The 26,839-nt window shown below is 58.3% G+C and carries 20 protein-coding genes and 2 pseudogenes; 6 read left to right on the top strand and 16 right to left on the bottom strand.

The features are described from left to right. Positions 1 to 3: 3 nt before the first annotated feature. Together VQ830_RS21455 and VQ830_RS21450 are read right to left on the bottom strand one after the other, a co-directional pair. Positions 4 to 1,494: a sugar ABC transporter ATP-binding protein gene (locus VQ830_RS21455; RefSeq protein WP_337270191.1), complete on the bottom strand. Its 1,491-nt coding sequence runs from the start codon at positions 1,492 to 1,494 to the stop codon at positions 4 to 6. An 85-nt stretch (positions 1,495 to 1,579) separates the two neighbouring features. After that, the gene (locus tag VQ830_RS21450; protein WP_337270190.1) at positions 1,580 to 2,710 is read right to left on the bottom strand and encodes a sugar ABC transporter substrate-binding protein; all 1,131 of its coding nucleotides are present in this window, start codon (positions 2,708 to 2,710) and stop codon (positions 1,580 to 1,582) included. A gap of 133 nt (positions 2,711 to 2,843) precedes the next feature. Here VQ830_RS21450 and VQ830_RS21445 point away from each other — a divergent pair, with 133 nt between their 5' ends. From VQ830_RS21445 to VQ830_RS21430, 4 genes are all read left to right on the top strand, one after another. Then, complete coding sequence (locus VQ830_RS21445) at positions 2,844 to 3,815, top strand: sugar-binding transcriptional regulator (RefSeq protein ID WP_337270189.1); 972 nt, start codon at positions 2,844 to 2,846, stop codon at positions 3,813 to 3,815. A gap of 552 nt (positions 3,816 to 4,367) precedes the next feature. Next, positions 4,368 to 6,146, top strand: coding sequence for a methyl-accepting chemotaxis protein (locus VQ830_RS21440; protein WP_337270188.1), 1,779 nt, complete (start codon positions 4,368 to 4,370; stop codon positions 6,144 to 6,146). Positions 6,147 to 6,506: 360 nt separating this feature from the next. Further along, a complete protein-coding gene (locus VQ830_RS21435; RefSeq protein WP_337270187.1) occupies positions 6,507 to 8,399 on the top strand; it encodes a diguanylate cyclase in 1,893 nt (630 codons plus the stop codon). Positions 8,400 to 9,193: 794 nt separating this feature from the next. After that, positions 9,194 to 10,396: a helix-turn-helix transcriptional regulator gene (locus VQ830_RS21430; RefSeq protein WP_337270186.1), complete on the top strand. Its 1,203-nt coding sequence runs from the start codon at positions 9,194 to 9,196 to the stop codon at positions 10,394 to 10,396. A gap of 41 nt (positions 10,397 to 10,437) precedes the next feature. Here VQ830_RS21430 and VQ830_RS21425 read toward each other — a convergent pair whose 3' ends face one another. Both VQ830_RS21425 and VQ830_RS21420 read right to left on the bottom strand, forming a co-directional pair. Then, positions 10,438 to 10,761 (bottom strand): hypothetical protein, encoded by a 324-nt coding sequence (locus VQ830_RS21425; protein ID WP_337270185.1) that lies wholly within the window; start codon positions 10,759 to 10,761, stop codon positions 10,438 to 10,440. 106 nt (positions 10,762 to 10,867) lie between these two features. After that, positions 10,868 to 11,551, bottom strand: a complete 684-nt coding sequence (locus VQ830_RS21420) for a hypothetical protein (protein ID WP_337270184.1) — start codon at positions 11,549 to 11,551, stop codon at positions 10,868 to 10,870. 1,062 nt (positions 11,552 to 12,613) lie between these two features. On the opposite strand from VQ830_RS21420, the pseudogene VQ830_RS21415 reads away from it, so the two are divergent. Continuing rightward, positions 12,614 to 13,377 (top strand): annotated as a pseudogene (locus VQ830_RS21415) (transposase); the annotation flags it as partial. A 1-nt stretch (position 13,378) separates the two neighbouring features. Then, positions 13,379 to 14,002, top strand: a pseudogene (locus VQ830_RS21410) (transposase); the annotation flags it as partial. A 396-nt stretch (positions 14,003 to 14,398) separates the two neighbouring features. On the opposite strand, the gene VQ830_RS21405 reads toward VQ830_RS21410, so the two are convergent. From VQ830_RS21405 to VQ830_RS21350, 12 genes are all read right to left on the bottom strand, one after another. After that, a complete protein-coding gene (locus VQ830_RS21405) occupies positions 14,399 to 14,695 on the bottom strand; it encodes a putative quinol monooxygenase (protein WP_337270183.1) in 297 nt (98 codons plus the stop codon). A gap of 97 nt (positions 14,696 to 14,792) precedes the next feature. Further along, complete coding sequence (locus VQ830_RS21400; RefSeq protein ID WP_337270182.1) at positions 14,793 to 15,914, bottom strand: substrate-binding domain-containing protein; 1,122 nt, start codon at positions 15,912 to 15,914, stop codon at positions 14,793 to 14,795. A 56-nt stretch (positions 15,915 to 15,970) separates the two neighbouring features. Further along, positions 15,971 to 16,912 (bottom strand): ABC transporter permease, encoded by a 942-nt coding sequence (locus tag VQ830_RS21395; protein ID WP_337270181.1) that lies wholly within the window; start codon positions 16,910 to 16,912, stop codon positions 15,971 to 15,973. Between the two features lie 11 nt (positions 16,913 to 16,923). Then, positions 16,924 to 17,829, bottom strand: coding sequence for an ABC transporter permease (locus tag VQ830_RS21390; RefSeq protein WP_337270244.1), 906 nt, complete (start codon positions 17,827 to 17,829; stop codon positions 16,924 to 16,926). A gap of 35 nt (positions 17,830 to 17,864) precedes the next feature. Beyond that, entirely contained in the window at positions 17,865 to 19,391 is a 1,527-nt protein-coding gene (locus VQ830_RS21385) for a sugar ABC transporter ATP-binding protein (protein WP_337270180.1), read from the bottom strand. Between the two features lie 38 nt (positions 19,392 to 19,429). Continuing rightward, positions 19,430 to 20,863, bottom strand: coding sequence for an aldehyde dehydrogenase family protein (locus tag VQ830_RS21380; RefSeq protein ID WP_337270179.1), 1,434 nt, complete (start codon positions 20,861 to 20,863; stop codon positions 19,430 to 19,432). Between the two features lie 31 nt (positions 20,864 to 20,894). Beyond that, positions 20,895 to 21,719, bottom strand: a complete 825-nt coding sequence (locus VQ830_RS21375) for an amidohydrolase family protein (RefSeq protein WP_337270178.1) — start codon at positions 21,717 to 21,719, stop codon at positions 20,895 to 20,897. A 28-nt stretch (positions 21,720 to 21,747) separates the two neighbouring features. Beyond that, positions 21,748 to 22,170, bottom strand: coding sequence for an RbsD/FucU family protein (locus tag VQ830_RS21370; RefSeq protein WP_337270177.1), 423 nt, complete (start codon positions 22,168 to 22,170; stop codon positions 21,748 to 21,750). 38 nt (positions 22,171 to 22,208) lie between these two features. Continuing rightward, positions 22,209 to 23,237 carry an aldo/keto reductase gene (locus VQ830_RS21365; RefSeq protein ID WP_337270176.1) on the bottom strand — a complete coding sequence of 343 codons (1,029 nt, stop codon included), beginning with the start codon at positions 23,235 to 23,237 and terminating at the stop codon, positions 22,209 to 22,211. Positions 23,238 to 23,257: 20 nt separating this feature from the next. Further along, a complete protein-coding gene (locus tag VQ830_RS21360) occupies positions 23,258 to 24,247 on the bottom strand; it encodes an ABC transporter permease (protein WP_337270175.1) in 990 nt (329 codons plus the stop codon). Between the two features lie 13 nt (positions 24,248 to 24,260). After that, complete coding sequence (locus tag VQ830_RS21355) at positions 24,261 to 25,244, bottom strand: ABC transporter permease (RefSeq protein WP_337270174.1); 984 nt, start codon at positions 25,242 to 25,244, stop codon at positions 24,261 to 24,263. Further along, positions 25,241 to 26,749: a sugar ABC transporter ATP-binding protein gene (locus VQ830_RS21350; protein WP_337270173.1), complete on the bottom strand. Its 1,509-nt coding sequence runs from the start codon at positions 26,747 to 26,749 to the stop codon at positions 25,241 to 25,243. Before VQ830_RS21350 ends, VQ830_RS21355 begins: the two co-directional genes overlap by 4 nt. Positions 26,750 to 26,839 lie beyond the last annotated feature (90 nt).

The following is a 26,839-nucleotide window of genomic DNA, read 5'->3' as shown; positions in this document are numbered from 1 at the left end:
CCTTCAGTTCGTTTTCAGCAGGAGTGCTTCTTCGGTCATATCCGCCGCCGGAAAGTGATCGCGAAGTGTATTGTCGGAGATGCAGTAAATGCGGTCGCAGATCGCGATCAGTTCCGTGAACTCGGCGCTGGTGACGATCACCGTTGCACCCTGCTTCGCCAGCCGCGCAATCAGCGCGTAAAATTCCGCCTTGGCCCCGACGTCGACACCCTCTGTCGGGTTGTCGAGCAGGAATATCTGGTTCTTGAGGTCGCCCTCACTCAGGCCGGGACGGGAAAGCCAGCGGGCGAAGGATACCTTCTGCTGATTGCCGCCCGAAAGTTCCTGAACTTTCTGGCGCTGCCCTGCGCACTTGATGGCAAGCGCCTTGATCAGATCTGCCGCGCGCGTCCTAGCCTTCTGGTTGGAAACAAAGCCACTTGCAGACAATCCAGCCAGCGACGCCGAAGACAGATTTTCCTCGACGGACAGAGCACCGAACATGGCCGTATGGGCGCGATCAGCCGGCACCAGACAGATACCCTGCATGACTGCATCGCCGACGGTCTTCGGCAATCCGCTCTTCGAAAAGACATTGACGGCGCCGAGCGCACCCGGACGTCTCGCTCCCGCGAGACACTGCAGGAATTCCGTCTGCCCGGCGCCGATCAGGCCGGCGATACCAACCACTTCCCCCCGCGCCGCTTCAAAATTCTCCACATGCAGGCTTGCGACTTTCAGGTCCTTGACGGACACAACCTTTTCATCGGCAACTGATGCGGACTCCCGTCTTCCCTGCACGATGCTGCGGCCGATCATCAGCTGGACGATGTCCTCTCGCGTCAGGTTTTCATCAACCACGCCCTGATGAATCAGTCTGCCGTCCTTCAGCACCACGACGCTGTCGCAGTGGTCGAGAACCTCCTGCAGGTGGTGCGAGATGAAGATGATGCCGATGTTTTTCTCGCGCAGCTTGTCGAGGAAGGCAAAAAGCCGCTTGCTCTCGCCGATCGTCAGTGTTGCCGTCGGCTCATCGAGGATGAGGATGCGTGGGTTGGTCGCAAGCGCCTTGAGAATGTCGACGATCTTCTGCTCGCCGGAACCGAGATCGCCGCACTCCGCATCGATGTCGATATTGACATCGAAGGCCCGCCACAGGGCCTCGGCCCGACGACGCAATTCGCGCTTGTCGATGAGGCCGAAGCGGGTGGGCTCGCGGCCGAGTTCGATGTTCTGTGCGCCGGTGAGGCGCGAAATCGTCATGTTGTGCTGGTGGGCCACAGACACGCCGGCGGCAACCGCCTCACGCACCGTCCGGTAATTCTGCTTCTCGCCGCCGATCCAGATGGCACCCTTGTCGGCCGGATGCGCGCCGCAGATCACCTTGATCAGCGTCGATTTGCCGGCACCGTTCGCGCCGACTAGCGCCAGCACCTCGCCGCCTTTCAGCGACAGGCTGACATTCTGCAAAACCTGGACGCCGCCGAACGCCTTCGAGACGCTCTCGACCCGCAATAGTTCTTCGCTCATGTTACGCTTATCTCGATGTCAAAGGCTTCGAGGGTGGCCGGCAGCAGGAGCCGCCGGCCAGCTTGGGAGGTCAGCCTTTCATGCCCTTGAGCACGCGTTCCTGGTAGAGATAGTAGAGGTCGGTTGCCGACCAGGGCTGATCGGCCTTGCCCGGCACGTTGACTTCGCTGACGAGCAGCGGCGTCGGGAATTCGACGATCGGCACCGGCACGAGCTTCTTGGCGTCGCCGCCCTTGCCGACGATCTCGTTGACGAGCCAGCCGCAATAGGCACCCCAGAGTTCAAAGGCCTGTGCGCTGGTTGCCTTCTGCGGCCACTTGGCACCGCCGTCACGCATACGCTGCAAGGCTGTCGGATGCCCATCGGCGCCAACGACAAAAATCTTGTCCTGCAGGCCCTTCGCCACGATGGCCTCGGAAGCCGCCATGGCAGGCTCGTCCCAGGGGCACCAGATGCAGTCGAGTTCGTCGCCGTAGCGGGTCAGCCAGTCGTTGACGATGTTCTGCGTCTTTTCATAGAAGCCGTCATACTGGATGACGCGAGAATCGACCTGTTCGATCCAGTTATTCTCCGACAGCAGCACTTCCAGAACCTTGCCGCGCTTGCGCGTGCCATGGTGGAAATTCGCGATGATCGAGGCGATCTTCGCCTTGCTCTTGCCCTGGCCCAGCAGGCGGTCGGCCATGTACTGCGACGGCGCACCGCCGAGGATATAGTTGTTGCTGGTCAGGTCAGCGATCGCTGGATCCTGCCAGCCCGAGTCGATGCTGAAGAACGGAATGCCGGACTGCTTCACCGTGTCGAGCGCGGCGTGGGCCGCCGTCAGCGTCGCGAAAAGGACGATGATCGCATCGACCTTCGCCGTCACTGCGTCCTGGATCTGCGAAACCAGCTTGCCCGGGTCGCCCTTGGCATCGGTCAGGTTCATCTTCCATGTCTTGTCGACGCCCATGCCCTTCATCCAGGTCTGCATGCCTTCCCAGGCGCGCTGATCAGACTGAGCGGACATCTGCTGGCCGATAACGGCAATGTTCAGGGGTTTGTCCGCGGCAAATGCCGGCGTAGAACCCAGTACGAATTCCGCCATCTTCGGCATGGTTGCGGCCACGGCCACGGCACCGCCGGCCTTGCCGCCCCAGTTCAATAGGTCGCGGCGCGAAATCTTTCCGAAAACGTTCGATCTGTCTTCTGTGTCTGTCATCAAATCCTCCCTGAGAGACGCTTGCTCCACCAAGCGTGATCATTTGTTCATCGCGCGCACAAAAAGTCAAACAGAAAATACTTTTGCTCGTCGTATGAACAAATGATAGTCAGGGTAACGGAGGAGAATCGCGATGAACGAACGTGACCTGAGTGAAACCGACATGGTGGTCCGAGCGGCATGGCTCTACTATGTCGCTGAAAAGACACAGAATGAGATCGCCTCAATCCTTGGAGTCTCGCGTGTGAAAGTTGCCCGCCTGATTGCCGATGCGCGAACAAGCGGCATCGTGACGATCGATATCGACCATCGGCTGTCAGCGCTGTCGGAGCTCGAAGAACGCATCCGCAACCGGTTCAACCTCAAGTTCTGTTACGTGACGCCGGAATCAGAAGGAGGGGACAAGGAAGATGACGCCGTTGCAAGGCACGGCGTTGGAATGGTTGCGGCACGCATTCTCCGCTCGATCCTTACCCAGGAGCAATCGAAGGAAATGGTTATCGGGCTTGCCTGGGGCCGGACGATAAGCGCAATGGCGGATGCACTCTTGCCGGTCAACGCGCCTCAGGCGCAATTCGTCTCCCTGCTGGGATCACTGACGCGGTCAGCTTCGGCGAACCCTTTCGATGTGGTCCAGAAGCTCGCATCCAAGACCGATGGGCAGGCCAAATATCTCCCGGTACCCTTTATCGCCGATAGTGAAGAGGATCGCGAAGTCTTCATACAGCAACGTGTGGTGCAGGATATCATTAGAACCGCCATGCGCGCCCAAGCGTGCTTCATCAGCGTGGGCGAATGCGATGCCGGCTCGTTCCTCTCGCGCTTCGGCTATCTCTCGAAGGAAGATCTGGCATTCCTCAACAGTCTGGGCGCTGTTGGCGACACGCTGGGGCTTTTCTTCGATGAGAATGGCAATTACGTCGATTCACAACTTTGCAGGCGTACGCTGGCGATCAACCTTTCCGACCTTTCGCAGAGCGACATCATCCTGCTTTCGGCCGGGACGGCGAAGGTCAATGCAACGCGCGCGATTCTGAAAGCCGGATTTATAACCGGCCTTGTCATCAATGCGGAAAGCGCAAGGCTCCTCGGTGCACTGGTCTAGTCTCCAACTGGCCTGTCGTAAAGATTATGAAAGGATTCGAACCGTCGACACGCAAGAACGGGGTCACTGCCAGAGGCATTTTTAGCTGCCATTTTGTCTCATCACTTTCAGGTCGCAGATAGCGGGGTTGATTTAGATCTTAAACGTCTCAGGGTTTTTGATCAACTTTTCAAATAAGGAAGCCATCGACTTCAAAGCCATTGTCCGCTATAGAACCCAGATCCCCATCCCACAACTGCTGTCGGAAGCACAATCGTGCAGAGCCATAGCTTCTGTTTGACCTCAGGCCTGATCCTATTGAACTGGTGATTGAAGAACTAGAGCCTGAATCTCAGCTTGAAAAGCAGTGATGTGTATTCGCAATTGAATTGAATTGTCAGATCAAATTATACCTTGGGTTTAAGACAACTGTCGCGACAACTAATTGAATATTATCTAAAATATTAACTTCTGATATTCATGCTAGGCGATGTGTATGATCATCCGCTACAGATCTTATCGAGGAGAACTCTTGGAAGCGGATATATCTTTCTCTACAGTTCGTGAGGTCACATGTTCGGTAACTCCAGCGTCTCTCGCATGCAGACTGCGTCCCTGAAGTCGATTACCGCGAACATCATGATCGCGGATAAAGACCTTAACATTCGTTATATGAATGACGCGGTGATGGCACTCCTAAAAGAGGCTGAAACCGACCTCAAAGAAGAACTGCCACACTTCGAGTTTGCAAAGCTCATCGGCAGCAACATTGATATCTTTCACAAGAACCCATCTCACCAGCGCAACATGCTTGCTGCGTTGAAGACCCAACACAGGGCAACAATCTGGGTTGGCCATCGAGCATTCGATCTTATTGTGACACCCCTAATGGAAGGCAGCAAAACAACAGGGTTTGTCGTCGAGTGGGCGAACGCCAAGGAGCGGCTTCAGAACCTCGATTTCCAGGGACAGATGGAGGCGATCAGCCGAGTTCAGGGCATTATCGAGTTCACCGTCGAAGGAGAGATCGCTACTGCTAATGACAACTTCCTGAAGGCCATTGGTTACCGTCTCGACGAGATCAGAGGACGGAGCCACGCGATGCTTGTCGCACCTGAATATGCAGCCTCTCCGGAATATGTGCAGTTCTGGGATGCTTTACGGCGGGGTGAAGCCCAGACTGCTGAGTTCACCCGCTATGGCAAGAATGGAAAAGTGGTCGTCATCAATGCATCTTATAATCCGATACTTGATGCGAAAGGCAAAGTGACGAAAGTTGTAAAATTCGCGACAGACGTGACCGAGCGGGTCCATGCGGTCAATACAGTGGGCGCCGCCTTGAAGAAGTTGGCCCAGGGAGATTTGTCTTTCAGCATCGACCAACCTTTTGCCCCGGACTTTGAGGATTTGCGTCTCACGATGAACGAGGCAATCGTACAGATGCGCACTGCTCTTGCCGCAGTCGCGCACTCGACCGACCAGATCGACACCGGAACCCGCGAAATCAGTAAAAGCGCTGAAGACCTTTCAAAGAGGACGGAACAACAAGCCGCGTCGCTCGAACAGACAGCTGCAGCTCTTGATGAAATCACCGTCAACGTTACGAACGCTGCAAAACGTGCCGAAGAAGCCCGTCATGCCGCGGCAACCGCGAGCGAAAACGCTCAGCAGTCAGGAAAGGTCGTTGCCGATGCTGTCGGTGCCATGTCGCGCATCGCAACCTCCTCCAATCAGATCTCCAACATCATCGGCGTCATCGACGAGATCGCGTTCCAGACGAACCTGCTGGCATTGAACGCTGGGGTGGAGGCCGCGCGCGCAGGCGAAGCCGGCAAAGGTTTCGCCGTCGTCGCACAAGAGGTGCGTGAACTCGCCCAACGCTCTGCGCAGGCAGCTAAAGAAATCAAGGACCTTATTCGCAACTCATCGGATGAAGTCAGCACGGGCGTGAAGCTGGTCAGCCAGACTGGTGAGGCACTGCGGACCATCCAGGAAAATATCGTCGTGGTAAACGATCATATGGAGGCGATCACCAGTTCTACCAAGGAGCAGGCAACGGGTCTTTCTGAGGTCAATTCAGCCGTAAACCAGATGGACCAGGTTACGCAGCAAAACGCAGCGATGGTCGAAGAAACGAACGCTGCGAGTGCGGCTCTCGCGCAGGAAACAGCTCGCTTGAGGGAGCAGATCGGAGGCTTCCAACTAGGCTCCAGTACCACAAAAGCAGAAGCGCGCTTCCCTCATCCAGTAAGTGCAAGACAGAGGTCGACACGACCTCCCGTGCGCCAACTTCTGGCAAGGGTTGCTACCAGCTCTGGCCACACCACTGCTATGGGTTGGGACGAGTTCTGATCCCTCGAAACGAGCCGGATCTCCTGAGAGCGACCACGGGCCACCGGCGGCAACTAAGTTGAAACGCCAGCAAGAGTCTCAGTTCTCTAAATGGGTGAAAGCCGGTCTTATTAAGGGTCAGAACAAGACGGGGAGGAGGGCAACCATCCCAGCATGTTCGAACCATTGATCCACGAGGCTGCTCTACCGCGCTCGTGGAGCCCAGCTATGAAACGAGTGACCAACACACGTTAATTCACATGTCGGCAGGAGCCGGCGTGCACCGGCTGCCGTTGGTATCGTTCGTATTGCCACTATAATATTCTTCATTCGTCTGACGGAAAATAAGCTTAGATAAGTTTAAGCAGCTAAGAAGGCATGATGTCCAGAAACATCAAGAAAAGGTCCCGTAGTCGTCTCGCCGCAGTTCTTGCAGCCGGGGCCGTGTTTGCATGTCTGGGCGTCTGGGCTGAATACACAAACTGGCAGCGTCTGCTCCAAGGCGCAAATGAGCGCCAGATGGAAACCGCTCGTGCCATTACGCTTCATACTGACGATGTCATGACTGTGACCCAGCAGCCTCTCAACAACCTGTCTGCTCACGCCAGAGAAGCGCTGGGCGACGAAATGAAGATAAAGCATCTGCTTGAGGAGATGCAGCGTGTTGTCAAGACCTCCCCCCTCCTACGCAGCCTTGCTTATGCCGATGCCCAAGGGCGCCTAATCGGATCGACATTCGCCGCGAATTCTGCCGGCATGGATTTGTCCAACCGCGAATATTTCCAGTTTCACAAATCGAACCTGTCGATGCAGCCGCGGTTCGGACTACCCTCGCAAAGCCAAACGGACGGCAGGTGGTTCCTTCCGATAAGCCAACGGATCAATAATCTCGACGGAAACTTCGCGGGCGTTATGGTCGCGACCATCGACATAGACCACTTCACCCAATTCATCGAGACCTTCGACGTAAATAAGGACAATGCCTTTGCGCTGTTGCGCGAGGACGGCGCCATTCTTCTTCGCCTGCCGATAGACCTGAAGGCAATGGGAGCAAACATTGCCGACAGCGCGCTTTATCGTAATCAGATCATGAAGAACCTGCGCGGCAATTATGAATATGTCTCGCGGTTCGATGGGACGAAGCGCATCAGCGGATTCTATCGTAGCACCCAGACGGGTGTGACGGCGATCGCTACTCAGACAAAGGCATCGATTTTTGTCGCATGGCTGGAGCAGGCCAAGTATCCTTGGCTTAGCATCATATTTGCCTATATAGCAGGTACTGCAATGGCTATCCGATGGATCAGGCAGATCGAATTTCGGGAAATCGCAGATCAGAAAATCGCCGCTCGCGAAGCAGAGTTCCGCCTTATAGCTAATGCCTCAACCGACGTGATCGAAAAGGTCTCCCTTACCGGGATCCGGCAATACGTATCGCCCGCCGCAGCGAGAATATACGAACGCGGTGCGGAAAGCCTAATTGGGACGAGTGTGCTGGATAACCGGGATGATCAAACAACGTCTGTTTGGGGGCGAGCCCTAGCAAAAGTGCAATCAGGGTCCCTAGAGGAGTCGATTCTCTTTCAACACGGACGCATGGATGGGACCACGATCTGGCTGGAAAGCGCCATTTCTTGCGTTCAAGGCGAGGATAGTCACAAGCCGGATGGGATCGTTGTGATCACTCGGGACGTTACTCGTCAGGAGTTGATGAAACAGAAACTGGATAAACTGGCAACGACCGATGAACTGACGCGCCTGTTCAACAAGCGCTACTTCAATGCCCAGTTGAGGGAAATGCTGGTAGCGGCAAAGGCAAATCAGCAGCCGCTTTCGCTCATCTTGCTCGACCTCGACCGATTCAAAATCTATAACGACACCTACGGCCACTTGGCCGGAGACTGCGCGCTACGGGATGTCGCGGCCGTCATCCCGTTGCAACTGATTGGGACCGGCGGCCTAGCAGCCCGATACGGTGGTGAAGAGCTGGTTGTTCTTCTCCCCAATTCTGATGCCGAACAGACTATGAGAATCTCAGAAAACATTCGTGAGGCGGTCGCAGCGCTTGGAATTAAACATACTGGAAATCTGCCCTGGGGTCACGTGACGGTCTCATCCGGCTATGCAACGGGGCTGCCTTCGCAAGTTTTTTCCGAGAAGGACCTAATCGCTCAAGCAGACCGCGCGCTCTACCGGGCGAAAGCCGATGGGCGGAACCGGTCTTTAGGCTGCGAAGAGAACAGCGAGCCAGAACGCTTAAGAGCAAGCGTTTAAACCATATCTTTCCACCGCCAGTGTGAGCTAGGCCCGCTCGCGATGCAGTGGACGCCTCTTGCTAACCTTTTCTCCTGTGATCGGAAAATGACAATTTACCTCTACGCGCAAACTCCTATGTTGACGTAATTCACGTCGACCAGCACAGCGAGGGTGGTGCTATCAGACGGTGAAGTGCAAGAGCTTTCAGCTGGATCCCTCCCGCAAGATTGGTCGAAAGCGGGCAGTTGCGATCAGCAGCGAAGAGAGCAGGGAGACGAACATAGCAATTGTGGCCGCGTCGATCTCGGGGGCAAGGTCGAAGAGATTGCTATGACTGTTCTGAACAACCCTAACTCATCGGAGGGCCGCTCCACCGGGATTACAACCTAATTGAGAAACGGCGGCACGCTGGAAAAGGCCGCCCAATATAGCCAATCATCACTTGACCCGCACGACCCAGCTTTACGATCGCGGCAGCGATGACGTCAGCCTGGACGAGATCGAGCGCATTCTGATTTGACCCACGACAACACTCCCCGCCCCCTATCATCCGCGACCTTTCGCACCGAGATCGCCACCGCGATCTCCGACCACAAGGACTATGATGTGCCCGATGTGCGCGCGCTCCTAGGGCTGGAGACAGTTTGGAAGCCTTCAGCGGCAAATACAAGTACGATGAATCGCGTGATTTCCGTGCACTGGCCCAAAATCGGGGAGCACTTCAAAATGGGCTGGACTCTAATCCATTATCGAGGAAATTCTCAGTGGCAGGTAATTGCTGATCAGGTGGAATAGTCGAAGACAGCAGACCATTGGAACAGGAGGGCCGAACTCTATTTTCGCTGACCCTCGGTCAGGAGGCGCGGGTCGTGTTAGATTTATCAAGCATCAATGAATTGGACGAAATAATTGGCGCGGCGGCTATAGATAAAAATCAATGGGTGATCTTTTCCCGCAAGATACGAGAATTACTACCAGAAATCAAAGTATTCATGCACGTTACAGACGCCTCGACACAAGAAATGCAGCCGTCTTTTTCAGATGGAATAGCTGATGATTTCTTGAACGAATACGTTTCGTATTATGACAAAATCAATCCCTGGACAAAAATCAATATAAGATATCCTTTCATGAAGCCAATGTGGACGGAAGACCACATTCCTGCGGTATCCCTACGAGGTTCTGAGTTCTATGAGGACTTTCTGCGCCGTCTTGGTGATTGCGACTCCGCTTCGGGAATCAAGCTTTTGCATGACGAGCACCGGTTCGCTCAGCTTTCTTTTCACTATAGTTCACGGCGTGCCAAAGTTTGCAATGCAACCTTAGCGCCAATGCTTAAGTTGCTAGCCCCGACGATGCGGCGGTCATTGCAAGCATTGAAAATCTCGCAGGCAGCGGTTGAACTCGATAATCTCGGTGGATTTGTGCAGCGCCTCCTCCATCCGGCGGTTGTTCTCGATCGATATGGCCGGGTAAGGGCCTCTAATCCGTCTATGGATGACCTTTTGAACGCAAAAGGTATCAAAATCGGACGCGAAGGTAAGCTTTCTATCCCTGATGAGCGTGTACAGTCTGCGCTTCTCGCGACCGTTGAAAGCTACGGTCGGTCTTCCATGACCCAACCCTTGAAGGTATTTCCGCTTCCCATCTTGAAGACGCGGTGTGGAGACTTTCAGATCAGTTGCTCTCCCATGTCAGGTAACATGTCCAGTCTTTGGGGTGTCGGCGAGCAATGGGCAAAGGAACCTGTGCTGCTGCTTACATTCGCCCCGCTATGCTCAGATCCAATAGCCAAAGTTGATCTTATTCGCCAATTGTTTGCCCTCACACCAGCCGAGGGGGCGCTTTGCAATCTCTTGGCTGAGGGAGCCTCCCTAGCTGAAGCAGCAGATCGTCAAAAGATTACCTATGAAACCTCCCGTTCGCATTTAAGATCGATATTCAACAAATTGGGGGTAAAAAGACAAACTGAACTGATCACTCTTATACAACGGGCATTTCCGGGGATGTTTTGACCGTAAGTCAGCGCAGCTTCGGTAGTCATATCTGCGGACTGTCACTTATTGGGGAGAGGCAAGGCAACATGATTGCCATGCTGATTTGTGGACGCACAGTCAGCAGTAAGCTTGAATGCAGTTCCTCCGACAACCACAGTGTCATGCGAAATAGAAGTATAGGGAAGGTAGCCTGCGCACGTGCCAACCTTTTTACCGCCCAATCGGAAGGCGCCAACCTTCGCCCCATTCGCGTAGCCGATAATCACTTTGCAGGTTTTGTTAAACTCGCCAGCGCCAACGGCTTTTAATTCACAGGCATCAGCTGCTGTGAACAGTGACAAAAGCACGAATGTGGACCCTGCTACCGCTATCATTTTAGACACTTTCGTTCTCCCTGAATTTGATATTACTGTTGCTGACTTGAGGTTGTGATATGGATAGCCGAGATGGAGCGTCGTAACGCCGCCTGCAATCGGAGATGGTGAACAGCTATTTTTGGACTCGGCCCGAAAATCTGATGCCAGAGCCGCTCATGCTAAGAGTCCCGGATGTCGGGCTATCAAGCACCAATTTTGCTGTTGCCGTGCCCTGATCTCTCTGCTTGAAGGCGAACGTTAGGCGGTTACCAACGATGGCGCCGTCGATCGGCACGCGATAGTTCAGCTTTCCGTCAAGTGACGAACCATTCGCGTGATTCCCGGACACTTGAATATCTAACATCATCGGTGACGATACGAACATCCATTGCAGATTGCCTGTCCAGTGCCCGGCGAAGGATGCGCTTGTGATTGACGATCCGCTTCCACGCTTTTCCTGCGTTCCTTCATTTCTAGCATCAGCATACGTTGTACACTTTTCAACCTGAATATCTTCTCGGCTTATAGGCGCTGTTTCAAATAGGCTCTCGTGTTCTGAGTTCTTGTTCACCATCACCGTCCGGTACGGTGTGCTGTTGACATAATATTCTACTTTGGAGCAACGGCGCGCTGAACTTCGTACAATAATCTCGGCTGCATAGCTTTTTGCGGACCCGTGCGCTCTCTGAAACTCTATTGTTCCAGTGCAGCGCCCGGTTGGCTTATCAAAGTCACATATGCTTCCGGCCGCCCGAATGGGTCCTGCTGTAACGATTGCAAAGCCCGCAACCAAACCAGCAGCAGCCTTCAAACTCATCCTCAACACCATTACCTCCTAGCAGTGCCTGAGAAACCCTACACGACTTCTAGCATCAGTGCCCTTTGTGGCATCCCTCAATTGAGGGATGCCACGTGCGCATTTTTTTGATCTCTGGTGAAGGTCGAAATCTAGACAATCGGGAGTTTATATGTCTTTCAAGCAACTTTACATTCTGGGCAACCTGCAGCGGTCAAAAATCCTGCTCGGATCTGCAGCATTCATTGGTGCCGTTACTTGCTTGCTCTGGTCGCCTGCCCACGCGGGTGGCGACGCAAGAGGGTGTGTAATCGTATCAGGAAGCGAGTTTGTAAATGGCTGCGGCCAACAGGTCTCGGTGGCTTGGTGTGCGGCGAGCGCTTTAGGAAATGATTGCAGCCGTGGCTTATTTGGCAACCTGGACACCATCGCCCCTGGTGGCCGCCGAGCAATAACGCCAGGTTATCAGACACAACACGTTGAGTATGGAGCGTGCGGCGGGCCTCCCGGAAATATACACATGCTCCCTAACCACAGATACTCCTGTGATTGAGAGGAAAGGCCCAGGAGAGAATTAAGCTAATCTCCTATCGTCCAGAAACAACAGTTAGGGCTTGTCGTTTCATCTCTAAGGCTTATTCACGCAGAATATGCAACCCATGCACCCTCTGCGTGACCTGGGACGACAGGAAGAAACGCAGGGTTAGTGCGACCGCAGGCTCGACCCTGTTGTACCCGTCCGAGCGAAGCCGCCTATGAATATTGGATAAGACTGTTCAGATCCTCTCGTTATTCCTGTTGGAGCTAAGCTGAATCTCATCCAATACTCGGAATTTCCACTGCTTCAGAATGCCGGCCGTCCAAGCCTGTGGCTTAACTGGCTCCGGCTGGTTGAACTCTCGTATAGCGGACGGATTCAAGGTACGCGCTTTTCTCATCATGAAATGATCATCAACGCGGCCATTCACGGTCTCGGCCTCGCCGTCGTTCCGACATTCTACGTGCGCAACTAAAGTGCACCCCGTTTCGACCGGACAGTCGGCATAAGCAGAAAGGCTCAAGCACAGGCTTGAGTATAGGCTTATGTCCAACGAGTATCGACACGGCGATCTGTTGACGGGCGATGTTCGCCGCAGGCGGTGGACAACCGAGCAAAAACTGACAATCATCGAGCAGAGTTTTGAGCCAGGCGAAACGGTGTCTTCCACCGCCCGTCGCCATGGCATGGCGCCCAATTTGCTTTACAGATGGCGCAGGCTCTTAAGCGAGGGAGGCGCTGCGGCCGTGGATTCTGACGAGCCGGTTGTCGGCAATTCGGAAGTGAAGAAGCTGGAAGATCGCGTCCGCGAGCTGGAGCGCATGCTTGGCCGTAAGACGATGGAGGTCGAAATCCTCCGCGAAGCCCTTTCCAAAGCGGACTCAAAAAAACGGATATCGCGGCCGATCTTGTTGCCGAAGGACGGTTCTCGATGAAGGCAGTCGCAGACACGCTGGGCGTTTCCCGTTCTAACCTCATCGAGCGGCTGAAAGGCAAATCAAAGCCGCGTGGGCCATACTACAAGGTCGAGGATGCAGAGCTTCTGCCCGCCATTCGAAGACCGGTGAATCAAAGGCCAACCTATGGCTATCGGCGGATCGCCGCGCTCCTCAATCGCGAAAGGCGAGCCGCCGATAAGCCTGTCGTCAATGCCAAACGGGTCCATCGCATCATGGGCAACCACGCCATGCTGCTGGAGAAGCATACGGCCGTTCGCAAGGGCCGCACCCATGACGGCAAGGTCATGGTCATGTGCTCGAACCTGCGCTGGTGCTCCGATGGTCTGGAGTTCACCTGCTGGAACGGTGAGGCTGCTCTTCACGCAAGGAATTCGGGATTACCAACCTGTCAATCGAGATCGCCGCCAACGTCTGGAAGAACTTCGGACTGGCGATGGTCGGCCACTCTCAAAGCATTTGAAAGGGGAAATCTGCAGAGAACTCGATCGCCTCGAATTGTTGCTCACACAAATCAAGGCTGTTGAAGCCGAGCGAGATGCCTTGATCGTTCAGGATACGCCGGAAACGCCGAAAGAGGCGACCGCGCTTTTAGAAATCAAAGGAATACGCCCAGAGTTCGCTACGATACTTTACACGGAAGGCTTGTTCCGACACTTCAACAATCGGCGACAAATCGCATCCTATGCGGGCCTTGCGCCCTCCCCCTGGCAAAGCGGCAACGTCAATCGCGAACAGGGCGTGTCTAAGGCGGGTAATCCGCGTTTGCGAGCCACCATGGTCGAGCTCGCCTGGCTATGGTTACGGCATCAACCGAAATCGGCGTTAACATTATGGTTCAAAGAGCGTACCGCGCAGAACGCTGGCCGCTTAAAGACGCCGATGATTAGTGCACTCGCGCGTAAGCTGCTCGTGGCCCTTTGGAAGTATGTAAGCTCCGGCGTCGTGATCGAAGGTGCGATCTTGAAAACCGCCTGAATGAGAAACTGCGAAACACAGTTCTAATCCTCAGGGCCTGATCAGCCCTGACGGATCCAGGTGGACGGACCCGGAATCCTTTTGGCCTTCAAACGCCGATCTTGAGTTTGGCCCCGTTCTCCTGAGCCCGTGCCCGTCGAAAGCGGGATAATGGTGCAGCCGCGTGAGAGCGGCGACCGGATGTGAGGTTGTATAGGCCCGAGAACCGGGCCGGTAATTGCTATGGGCTCAGACCGTGGATCCGACTACGAAGGAGAAATTCGATGCCACTCGAATGAACAATTGACAAAAATCCTGATGTGAAAGGATTTGAACTAGAGTCGCCTTTCCGTGATCGACCGCCATGCGGCAGATTTACTTCCTATCGACGCTACAACTCCAAAGATCGACCACGCGTCACACGTAGACTTCGTCTAGCAGTATCACCTCAGAGCTCTCAAGAAGCCCCTCTATCCTTGGAAAAGCCGCCGAAACGTGGTCGGATGCAAGATGCCGGTCGAAGGCAGATTGATCTTGCCATGCCTCGGTAAACACGAAGCGGCGCGGATTATCCCTATCCTTATACAGCGTGTAGTGGATGACGCCGGCTTCCGCCCTGCTCGGAAAGACAAGCGTCTTCAGCATTGCTTCAACCTCGGCCTCCGCGCCGGGCCTGGCGACAAAGATGGCAACGCCGGGGATCGATTGCGACATATTATTGGACCCTTTACAAACACGGCGGGCGAGCTTGCCGACAGCCGGACCAGCCTTGAAGGCCAGCCGGCTGTCGCTTTCTCGACCGTGTAGGTTGTTAGAAGTTAAAGCTGCCAATGTTGTCCTTGGTGAAGACCTTGGGAGCGCCGAGCAAGATCTCGCTCTTGTTGGCGATCTGCAGGTCGCCCAGCTTGCCGGCCTTGAATGTCTTGTCGCCGGGCTTCAGGGTTCCGTCGTCCAGGGCGCGCAAGGCCTCCACGGCTGCATAGCCCATGTCTTCCGTACTCCACAGAACTGCCGACTTGACGCAGCCGCTGCTGATGTAGGGCTTCATCGCGTTAGGCAAAGCGAGGCCGACGACGGACACCTTGCCGCAGAGATTGTTCTGCTGCACGGCTTCGGATGCGGCAGGCGTTGCCACGCTGGTCATGCCGACGATGCCCTTCAGTTCGTCGCCATACTTGTTGATCAGCGTCTGGGCCTGGTTGAAGGACAGGATATTGTCTTCCTGCGCCTCGACCGTCTCGAGGAACTTGATCTTGGGGTGGCACTTGGCCGCGTAGGCCGACATTTCGCTGATCCAGCGGGCCTGGTTGGGCGTGGTGAAGGTGGAGGTGACGATGGCGAACGCGCCTTCCTCGCCGATCTGCCGTGCCAGCTGATCAATCAGCGTCTTGGCAACGCCGTTGGCGGTGGCCGGATTGATGAACCACTGGCGGGCGTCATGTTCGGCGTCGGCATCGTAGGTCACGACGTTGATGCCGGCAGCAAGCGCCTTCTTCAGCACAGGCGCGACGGCGACCGGATCGTTGGCCGACAGCATGATGCCGTCGACGCCGCTGGTGATGTAATTGTCGATGAAGGTGATCTGTTCGTCGATATTGGCCTTGGTCGGACCATCGGTCGTGATCGTCACGTTACCGAGTTCCTTGGCGGCGGCCTGCGCGCCGACGGCACTGGACATGAAGTAGCCGATGCCGACGAGTTTCGGCACATCGACAACCTTAAGCGGCTTGCCCTTGCGGTCCGGTGCATTGGTCGGGGTCGCGCCGTCATACTGGCCGGGATCGAAAGCCGCCGTGCTCGCATCGCAGGCCAGGGGATTCGTCGGCGCGCCATCCCCGCCGGTCCAGTCGGTTTGCTGCGCATGAACTGCCAGGGGCAGCAGGCTGGTAAGGCAGAAGACGCTTGCCTGAAGTGTCGTGATAATCGATCGCATGAAAACTCCTCCTGTTTCAGATCGCTTGTCGCCCTTTGAGGGCATACCCATGGATGTCAGTCGCTAGAGAAGCGGCTGACGAAATTCGAGACGAGAACGGCCACGATCAGCACCACGCCGATGACGACGATGGTGCCATCGCCCTTTACACCCGATAGGGACAGGCCGTTCTTCAAGACCTGGATGAGGATCAGGCCCAGCAGCGAGCCCAGGATCGATCCGCGCCCGCCGAAGATCGAGGTGCCTCCCAGCACCACGGCGGTGATGGCATCCAGTTCGAGCCCGGTGCCCATGTCGGAGCGCGTCGTCGATACGCGGCTCACGAACACGATCGCCGCGATGCTCGAAAGCAGCCCCGATCCGGCATAGATCCAGAGCTTGATCCGCGCGACATCGACGCCGGAATAGCGCGCTGCCGCCTCATTGTTGCCGATGGCATAGATTTTTCGACCCACGGGCGTGAAACGCAGGATGAAGATGCCGATGGCGGCGCTGATGGCCAGCAGCCAGAGCTGCGTCGGCACGCCGAACAGGCTGCCCTGGCCGATGACGAGGAACCAGTCCGGGTAGCCGCGGACGGACTGAGCCTGGCTGATGCCTTCGGCAAGACCGCGGTAGAGCGCCAGCGTCGCCAGTGTCGCGATCAGCGGCGGCACCCGGAAGCGGGTGATGACAACGCCGTTGGCGAGGCCGCCGGCCACGCCGACCAGGATCGACAGGAATGCGGCTAGCGGCAGCGGCACGCCCGCCTTCCAGAAGACGCCAACCAGGATCGCCGAGAGGCCGACCGTGGACCCGACCGAGAGGTCGATGCCGCCTGTTATGATGACGAAAGTCATTGCGACGACGATCAGTCCGACCTCGGTCATCAGCCGGCCCTGATTCAACAGGTTGGCGGCCGTCAGAAAGCGGTCGTTATAGAAGGCAAGCACTGCCATGACACAGACGAGGATGATGAAGAGAATGGTCTCGTGGCGGTTGAGAAGGCGATAATTCATGGTCTTCTCCCTCACCGCGCGCGCTGCCGGCGGGCAACGTCGGCAAGCACAGTGACGAGGATCAGCGTCCCCTGCACCGCACGCAGCCAATAGGCCGACACATTCAGGAAGATCAGCGACGAGCCGATCTCGGCGAAGAGAATCGCGGCGAGCGTTGCGCCCGTCACCGTGCCGATGCCTCCAAGAATAGAGACACCGCCGACAACGGCGGCCGATATGATCACCAGCTCCAACCCGTTCGGAACGGTCGACTGGATGACCTGCAGCTGGGTGGCGAAGAGGACGGCGGCAAGGCCGGCAAACAATCCGTGGATCGCGAAGATCTTGACTGTCATTGCCCGGTGCGAAATGCCGACAGCTTCCGCCGCTTCGGGATTGCCGCCCACGGCGTAGATCGCCCGGCCGAACGCCGTGTTGCGCATGACGAAGGCAGCGAGCAGCGTCAGCACGATCATGAAGACGATCGGCGACGGGATACCGAAGAACCGGAACTGGGCCAGCTGGAATTCCGGCGGCAGGCCCGAGATCCAAGCGCCGCCGGTCAGCGTAATCAACAGGCCGCGCAGGATCGACAGCATGGCGAGCGTGGCGATGATCGAGGGAACCCTGAAATAGGCGACGAGGACACCGACGAGAAGATTGATCGCGCATCCCGCGGCGATCGGCGCCAGCCACGAGAACCACACCGGATAACCATTGGTGACGAGCAGCCCGGAGACGGTCGCGAGCACGCCGATCAGTGCGCCGATGGAAACGTCGATATGCCCGGATATGATGACCAGCGACATGCCGATGGCCGCGACAGCGATATAGGCATTGCCGACGAAGATCGACGAGAGATTGTTCGTCGACAGGAAGCGCGGGTTAGATACGCCAACGGCCAAGAGCAGGACTACGATGGCGACGGCCAAAAACACTTCCTGGCTCAGAATTCTTCCAAACGAAAGCCGGCTCATGCGGCATGCCCTCTCATCATCGCGGCGCCAATTGTTTCAGGTGTTGCCTCGCTGCGATCAAGGATCGCGACCATGCGGTGATCGTTCATCACGGCAATCCTGTCGCTCATGCCAAGCACTTCCGGCAGTTCGCTCGAGATCATGATGATCGCCATGCCCTCGCGGGCGAGCTGCACCATGAGTTTGTGGATTTCAGATTTCGCGCCGACATCGACGCCGCGCGTTGGCTCGTCGAGAATGAGCACTTTCGGCGCGCTCGCCAGCCACTTGGCGATGACGACCTTCTGCTGATTGCCACCCGATAGCTCGCCGACGATCTGCGACGGTCCGCGCGTGCGCACCGCAAAGCTGGCGATGGCGTCGCTGGCAAGCGACTGCTCCTTGCGCGTATCGACGAGCCCGCCGCTGGTCAGCTTGTCGATCACCGTGATGGCGACGTTGTCGCGAATGGTCTGCCGTTTCACCAAGCCATGTTGAGCACGGTCCTCCGGCACATAGGCAATGCCGTGGTCGATGGCCTGGCGCACGTCGGCGACGGTCACCGCCTTGCCGTTGATGCGGATGGAGCCGGAGGAAGCCGGCGAAATGCCGAACACCGTCTCCGCCAGTTCCGTCCGTCCCGAGCCGACCAGCCCGGCGATGCCGAGGATCTCGCCGGCATGAACCGTGAGGCTGACATTCTCGACACGGCCCGCGCAAGACAGGCCGTCGAGTTCGAGAACGACCGCGCCGAGCGGTACGGTTTCCTTCGGGAAAAGCTGACTGATTTCGCGGCCGACCGTCATCGAGACAAGGCTCGCCTCGGTGACGTCGGCGATGTCTTTGGAGGCCACGGTCTTGCCGTCGCGCAGCACGGTCACCCGGTCGGAGATGCGGAACACCTCGTCCATTCGATGGCTGACATAGACGATGCCGACGCCTTCGCTTCTGAGCACCCGTATGACATCGAGCAGCCTGACGACATCGGCCTCGGCAAGGGCTGCGGTCGGCTCGTCCATGATCAGCACGCGGGCGTTGCGCGAGAGTGCCCTGGCGATCTCGACACGCTGACGGTTGGCAACGGACAAGCTTTCCACGCGGTCATCGACGTCGAGTTCGGGACAGTCGAGACGTGCCAGCAGCGCACGCGCGCGTTCCCGCATGGCGCGCCGGTCGAGCAGGCCCAACGACGTTCTCGGGGCATGGCCGAGGAAAATGTTTTCGGCAATCGTCAGCGCCGGAAACAGCAGCAGCTCCTGGTGCACAACCGAAATCCCTGCCGCTTGAGCGGCACGCGGCTGCCCGAAGCGAACGGTCTCTCCGTCTAGCACCACATCGCCGCTGCTCGGCTGATGGGCGCCCGACATGATGCGGATCATCGTCGACTTGCCGGCGCCGTTTTCCCCCATCAGCGCATGGACCTCGCCGGCCCGCACGTCAAAATCCACGCCCCGCAGCACGGAGATCTGCCCGAAGGACTTCTCGATATCACGCAGCGCGAGAATGGCGTTGCCGGGAGGTCCCGATCCCATTGCCGACATCATGTTTTGCTTTCCTCCCAGGCAGGAATAGCCACCGGCATTCAGGCCAGCGTGTATGCGGTTTTAACGGTGGTGAAGAACTCGGCGGCGTACTTGCCCTGCTCGCGCGCACCGTAGGACGATCCCTTGCGGCCGCCGAACGGAACGTGGAAGTCGACACCCGCGGTCGGCAGGTTGACCATCACCATGCCGGCCTCGGCATTGCGCTTGAAATGCGTCGCGTGCTTGAGGCTAGTGGTAGCGATGCCCGAAGACAGGCCGAACGGCGTGTCGTTGGCTGTCGCCAGCGCTTCTTCGTAATTCTTGACGCGGATCACCGAGACGACGGGTCCGAAGATCTCCTCGCGGGAGATCCGCATCTGGTTGGTGGCTTCGGTAAACAGCGTCGGCTGCAGATAGAAACCGGGCGTCTCGCGCTTGATCAGCTCGCCGCCGAAGGCGAGCTTGGCGCCCTCCTTTTTGCCGATCTCGATATAGTCCGTGTCAGTCTTCAGCTGCTTTTCGTCCACGACAGGGCCGATATGCGTACCGGCCTTCAGCGCGTTGTCGACTACGAGCGTCTCCAGCTTTGCCGTCAGCGCCGCCACAAACTTGTCGTGAATACCTTCGGTGACGATCAGGCGCGACGAGGCGGTGCAGCGCTGGCCGGTCGAGAAGAAGCCGGAGTTTGCGGCGGCTTCGACGGCGACGGTGAGGTCGGCGTCGTCGAGCACGACCATCGGGTTCTTGCCGCCCATTTCCAGCTGGAACTTGCGGTTATGCTCGATGGACGAAAGCGCCACGCGGCCGCCGGTCCCCGTCGATCCCGTGAAGCTCAGTCCGGCAATATCCGGGCTGTCGAGCAAGACCTGCCCGACGAGCGAGCCCCTTCCCATGACGAGGTTCAGCACGCCCTTCGGCAGGCCGGCGCGGTGAAGGATATCAACGATCGCCCAGGCACTGCCGGGCACGAGGTCGGCGGGCTTGAAAACCACGGTGTTGCCGTAGCAGAGCGCCGGCGCGATCTTCCAGGCCGGGATAGCGATCGGGAAGTTCCACGGCGTGATGATGCCGATGACGCCGAGCGGGTCGCGGGTGATCTCGACGCCGATGTTCGGACGCACCGAGGGGATGACTTCGCCGGCAAGGCGCAGCACTTCGCCCGCGAAGAATTCGAAGATCTGGCTGGCACGGATCGTCTCGCCGATCGCTTCAGGAAGCGTCTTGCCCTCTTCGCGGGCAAGCAGCGCGCCGAGCTCGTCCTTGCGGGCCATGATCTCGTCGCCTGCTTTCTTCAGGATGACGTGGCGCTCCCAGATGCCGGAGCGAGACCAGGCCGGAAACGCCGCCCTGGCCGCAGCGATGGCATCGGTCATGTCCTGCGCCGAGCCGCGCGCGTACTCGCCGACGACATCATCGGTGTCGGAAGGATTGATGTTGGCGGAAGGATCGTTTCCGATCCATTCGCCGGCGATCAAGTTTTGATGCAGTGACATTGCGTTTCCAATTTTCAATCGTGTTGTTCGGCTAGACGCCGTAGAAGCGGGCCGCATTGGTTTCGAAGACTTTTTCGAGGCCGGCGGGACCGAAATGCGGTGCCAGCAGCGTGCGCGCGAGATTGCAGACCTCGGCATGCGTGGCCGCCAGGGTGCAGACTGGCCAGTCGCTGCCGAACATCAGCCGATCCTCGCCGAAGACGGAGACGACGTGATCGACATAAGGCCTGAAGTCGTCAACGGCCCAATCGGGCGATGCCTCGGTGACCATGCCCGATATCTTGCAGGACACCGCCGAAAAGGCTGCGATCTCAGCGATCCGCTCGCGCCAGGGATCGAGCGCGCCCGCGGCAATTTCCGGCTTGGAGATATGATCGACCACCGCGCGCAGGCCGGGCGTCTCCTGAAGCGCACGCGCTACGAATGGCAAGTGCCGCGTAAAGGTCAGGATGTCGAACGGCAATCCGGAGGCGGCGATCGCCTTCAGGCCTTTCAGCACCCGTGGCCGCACGATGTAATCATCGTCCTCGAGACCCTGCAGCATCGGCCGGATGCCGACGAAAAGCGGGTTGCGGCGATAGTGCGCAAGACGGTCGGCGAAATCCTCGGCATCGAGATCCAGCCATCCGACGACGCCGGCGACGAAATCCGTCTCGGCGGCGACGGCAAGCAGAAAGTCCGCTTCAGCCTCGGTCTCCGCAGCCTGGACGACGATCGTCCTCGTCACGCCGGCCCGACGCATCTCGTGTCTGAGATCGTCGGGCATGAAGTCCCTATAGATCGAGCCGACCTCGGGTGTGAGCCAGCCATAATCACCGCGATCCACTTTCCAGAAATGTTGATGGCTGTCGAGCATGAATTCCTCCCCTTCGGTGCCCGCAGTCTTAGCTGCGGACGACACCCTTCCTCAGCAATATGTTGCCATAGAGCCGACGTTCTCCCGAGGCGATGATGGCATAGGCATTCGCGGCCCGCTCGGAAAATTCCGGCGGCGCGATGCCCTTGAGAGAAAGCTTGCGGCCATCGCCCTTCTCGACCGAAGCTTCGAATTCCGCATAGATCGGCAACGCCTCGCCGGGCGCGCGCATGTAGCTAACCGGCTGCTCGACGAAGTCGTCGAGCGGCAGCACGGTAAGGACGGCGTCGAGAATGTCGGTGGCGCTGATGCCCGGGATCACAATCAGCCGTTCTGCATTGGCGGCGGCCGGAAAATTGGCATCGACGATGGCGATCTCGTTGCCGTGGCCCATGTCGTCGAGAATGGACAGAATGTCGCCTGTCAACAGCGGGTGGATGTTCTTCAGCATAGTCTTGTCTCTCAATTCTATAAAAACGGAAAAGCGCGTCAGGCACCGATGAGGCCTTCGTTCTGAAGCGTGGTCCAAAGCTCGGCGGGAATTTCGCGCTCGAACCATTCGACATTGGTGCGCAGTTGCGCCGCCGTCTTCGCGCCGACGACGACGCAGGTCGCCGCCCTGTGGCGCATCGGGAACTGGATGGCGGCGGCGGGCAGCGGCGTGTCGAAACGCTCGCAGACGGCGCGCAGGCGGTCGGCGCGGGCGATCACATCGGCCGGCGCATCCGCGTAGTTGAACTTGCTGCGGCCCGTCGTCGAGGCGAGGATGCCGGAATTGTAGACGCCGGCGACCACCAGAGCCATGCCGCGCTTTTCCACGATCGGCAGGAAGTCGCGCTCGGCATCCTGGTCGAGCAGCGTGTAGCGGCCGGCCAGCATGCTGCAGTCGAGATCGGCTTCCTCGAGCGCGTCGCGGATGATCTGCCATTCGTTGACGCCAAGGCCGAAGCCCTTGATGTTTCCGGCCGACCGCAGCTCGGTCAAAGCCTTGAAGCCGCCGTCCCTGGTCAGCGCGCCCCAGTGGTGGTCGTGCAGATCGGCATGGGTGACGCGGCCGATGTCGTGGACGTAGAGAATGTCGGGCGCAATCAGCCCCAGCCGCTGCTGACTGTCGTCAAAGCTGCGCATGATTCCGTCATAGGAATAGTCGAACACCTCGCGGAACGGCAGGCCGTTCCACCAGCCGGGATCGAGCGGGTTCTTCGGCGGTTCCGGCGGCAGGTCGCGGCCGGGCCGCGCCGTCGTCATCAGCCGGCCAACCTTGGTGCTCAGCGTGAAGGCTTCATCCTTTTCGCGCAGGACCTGGCCGACCAGATGCTCGGAGCGGCCGTTGCCGTACATCGGCGCCGTATCGAAATAGCGGATGCCCGCATCCCAGGCCGCCTCGAGCATTTCAAGCGCATCGCTTGTCGCGACCTTCGCATAAAGCCCCCCGAGCGGCGCGCTGCCGATGCCGAGCGCCGTGACCGTTGCGCCGGTCTTCCCGACTGATCTGGCCGTGTTTACCTTGATAGTCATGCAGTTGTCTTCCTGATTGTTCAGATATGCGCGCGGTTCTTGCGGCGGGCCCAGACGACGAAGGCGACGCCGAATAGGAGAAGCATGCCGCGCACGATCTGCCGTTGAGAGTCCGTCCAGCCGAGCAGCGCCGCGCCGCTCAGCAAGGCGGCAAGCAGCAGCACCGCCGCGATGGTTCCGACGACATTTGGCTTGCCGTATTTTAGGGCCATGCCGCCGAGCAGCACCGATGTGAGGCCGTCGATGAAATAGGAGCCGCCGATATAGGGCTGGCCGGAAGACAGGTCGGCCGTCAGTAGGATCCCGGCAACGGCGGAAGCGACGCCGGAGAGGATATAGAGCAGGAAGAGGATCCGGTTGACCGGGATGCCGGCTTCCACGACAGCGGCGCGGTTTTGCTCCATGGCATAGAGATAGTGGCCGAAGGTCAGGTGCTCCTGAATGAAGTAGGCGATGGCATAGAGAACCACGACGACGAGGGCGACGAGCGGGATGATGCCGATATTGGTCTGTAGTGCAGCGCCGACGAAGCCGGTGGAGGACAGCGAGATCGATGTGCCGAGGCCGATGGCCGCCGCGATCGATCCGGCAAGGCCGCCGGTGGCGATGGTGATGACAAGCGCCGGCAGGCGGAAGATCGCCACCAGTCCGCCATTGACGAGGCCGAAGACGACGCCGACCGCAAGACCGCCCAGGCTGGCGACCGGCCAGCCGAAACCGGCCTGCACCAGTCCTGCGACCAGCATGTTGGCAAGTGCGGCCACCGACATGAAGCTGACGTCGATCTCGCCGGCGGCGACGATCCAGGTCAGGCCGAGGAACATGATGGCGGCAATCGAGGCCGAACGCATCATGTCATTGATGTTGCCGACGCTGATGAAGGTCGGCCTCAACAAGGCAAACAAGATCAGCGTGGCGGCGAGCAGGAAGAACAGGCCAAAGCGAACCAAGAAGGTCTGCAGGTCGAAGCGCTGCCGATGGTCCCTGGCGTTATCTGTCAAAACGGTCATCCTCTTGTCTCCCTCAGCGTGCCGTCGTGCGGCCGGTGACCATACCCGTCAGCATCGCCGTCAATTTCGGGTCGAATATCGCGATCGCGCCGATCAGCACGGTGCTGACGATGGCATCGCTGTAGTAGTAGGGTATCGCCAGCAGCGTGAAGCCGTTGAGCATCGCCGACATCAGCAGCGTGCCCGCGAGCGTCGCCGGGATCGACGGCGCGCCGAACAGGGCAGCGCCGAGATAGACGGCGGCAAAAGCCGGCATCAACAACTGGCTGCCCGCCGTGACGTTGGCGGCGCCCGAGGAGGCTACCAGCAGCGTGATGGCGAGACAGGCCGAGGCGCCGCAGAGGGCGAAGGCTGCCAGGATGTATGCCTTGACGCGGACACCGGAGAAGATCGCCGACAGCTTGTTTTCACCCGTTGCATAAAACGCACGGCCATAGCGGGAAGCATGCAGGATGATGAAAGCAACCACGGCGGAACAGAGCAGGATGACCACCGGCATATCGAGCGTCAGCATCTTGGCGTCGTTGAGATCGAGAATGCCGGACATGAAGAAGTTTTCGGAGATCGACGTGCCGTTGCTGTAGAAATAGGAGAGCCCAACGGCGACACCGCCGGTGGCGATCGTCGTGACGATGTCTGGGAGCTTGAAATAGGCGACCGCCGTGCCGTTGATCACGCCGGCCAGCACGCCGACGGCAATGCCGCCCGATATCGAGACGCCGAGGCCATGGCCCATCGCCAGCAACCAGCCGAGCGTCATGGCGCCGAGCGAAGCGACACCGGGGAAGGACAGGTCGAAATGCCGGACGACGATCACGAAGGTCAGACCGATAGCCGCCAGACCGTTGACCGACATGTGACGCAGCAGCGCATGGAGATTGGCATTGCTGAGATAAGCCGGCGCGAAGAACTGGAACACTGCCGCGATCACGGCCAGCAACCCGATGAAGGCGCCTAGCCTGAGGAGGATCGGTGGCAGCTTGAGCGCTTCCGTCATGATCTTACTCCCACAATTCCGGCGGCAAGAAGCTGGTCGCGTGTCGGGGCCATGTCCGGCGCCGTCATCGGCCGGCCCTTGTAGAGCGCGATGGTGCGGTCGGCGATGCCGTGCACCTCGTCGCAGTCAGACGAGATGACGAGCACGCCGGCCTTCTGCGAAAGCTCGCGCATCAGGGTGTAAAGCGTCGCCCGCGCGCCGATGTCGACGCCGACGGTCGGCTCGACGAAGATGTAGATTTCCGAATCCCGGTAGAGCCCCTTGGCGATGACGATCTTCTGCTGATTGCCGCCCGAGAAGGCGCTGGCCGGCCGGTCGAGCTTCGGCGGCTGCAGCGCCACCCGCTTGGCCAGATCCTCGGCAGCCTTGCGGTTCTTACCAAATTTCAGCAGCCCGCCGAGCCAGGATGCCTTGCCGAGATGCGCCAGCGTCGTGTTGAAGACGACGTCCTTGGTCAAGGTCAGTCCCTCGGTGCGACGATCGCCGGGCACCAGAAAGATGCCGTGCTTTAGCGCGTCATGCGGATCCCTGAGGACCACGTCCTTGCCCTTGATGCTGATTGTCCCGGCATCGGGCCGGATGACGCCGAACAGCGTTTTCGACAGCTCGTCGACGCCCGATCCCACAAGGCCGAAGATCCCAAGGATCTCGCCGCGACGGAGCGTGAAGCTGACACCTGAAAACAGGCCACGCTTTTCGAGGCCTGATACCTGCATCATCACTTCGCCGCCCGCCTGGCCTACCCTGGGAGGGAAGATATCACCGGTCTTTTCGTCCAGCATCAATTCAGGAATGGAAATGTTCTGTTCGCGCGCTTCACGCGCGGTGAGCGTCGCGACATTGCGGCCGCCGCGGAACACCGTGAACCGGTCGGCGATCTCGAAGACCTCCTCGAGACGGTGAGTAATATAGATGATCGCGATGCCGGCCGCCTTCAGCGTGCGCATAAGCTGGAACAGCGATGCCTTCTCGCGCTCGGTCAGCGTCGAGGTCGGCTCGTCGAGGATCAGGATGCGGATGTCGTCGCGGCGCAGCGCGTGCAGGACGGCGACGATCTCGCGGTCCACTGCCGGCATTTCGCCGACGCGGACATCGAGATCGATCTCGATCGGAAAACGCTTGAGCAATGTCTGGGCGGCAAGCCGCATGGACTTGCGGTTGATGCGGCCGGCAAGACCGGTCTCGCCGGCTTCCTGGCCGAGGAAGATATTCTCGACGCCGGTGAAGTCGTTGACTAGCTCCGGATGCTGCTGCACCGAAGCGATGCCGCAGTCGATCGCCGCGGCAGGCGTGCCGATCTCGACCGAGCGCCCGTCGATCTCGATCGTGCCGGAATCCTTGATGTAGACGCCGGCGAGGATCTTGATCAGCGTCGACTTGCCGGCGCCATTGACGCCGAGGAGCGCATGGATCTCACCCCTCTCGAGCTCGAAATTGACGCTGTCGAGCGCCATGACGACACCGAAGCGTTTCTCAATCTGCCGCATGCTCAACACGGTTGCCATTGTTTTTCTCAAATCCCTTGGCGGCTGCCCTGATGTCGGCAAGTCGCCAGATTGTGATCACGACGGGCCGGTATCCGAACCGGCCCGTCT

Source organism: Oryzifoliimicrobium ureilyticum, assembly GCF_037199735.1.
GTDB classification, from domain to species: domain Bacteria; phylum Pseudomonadota; class Alphaproteobacteria; order Rhizobiales; family Rhizobiaceae; genus Rhizobium; species Rhizobium ureilyticus.
This window is presented reverse-complemented; position numbering and strand designations above follow the sequence as displayed.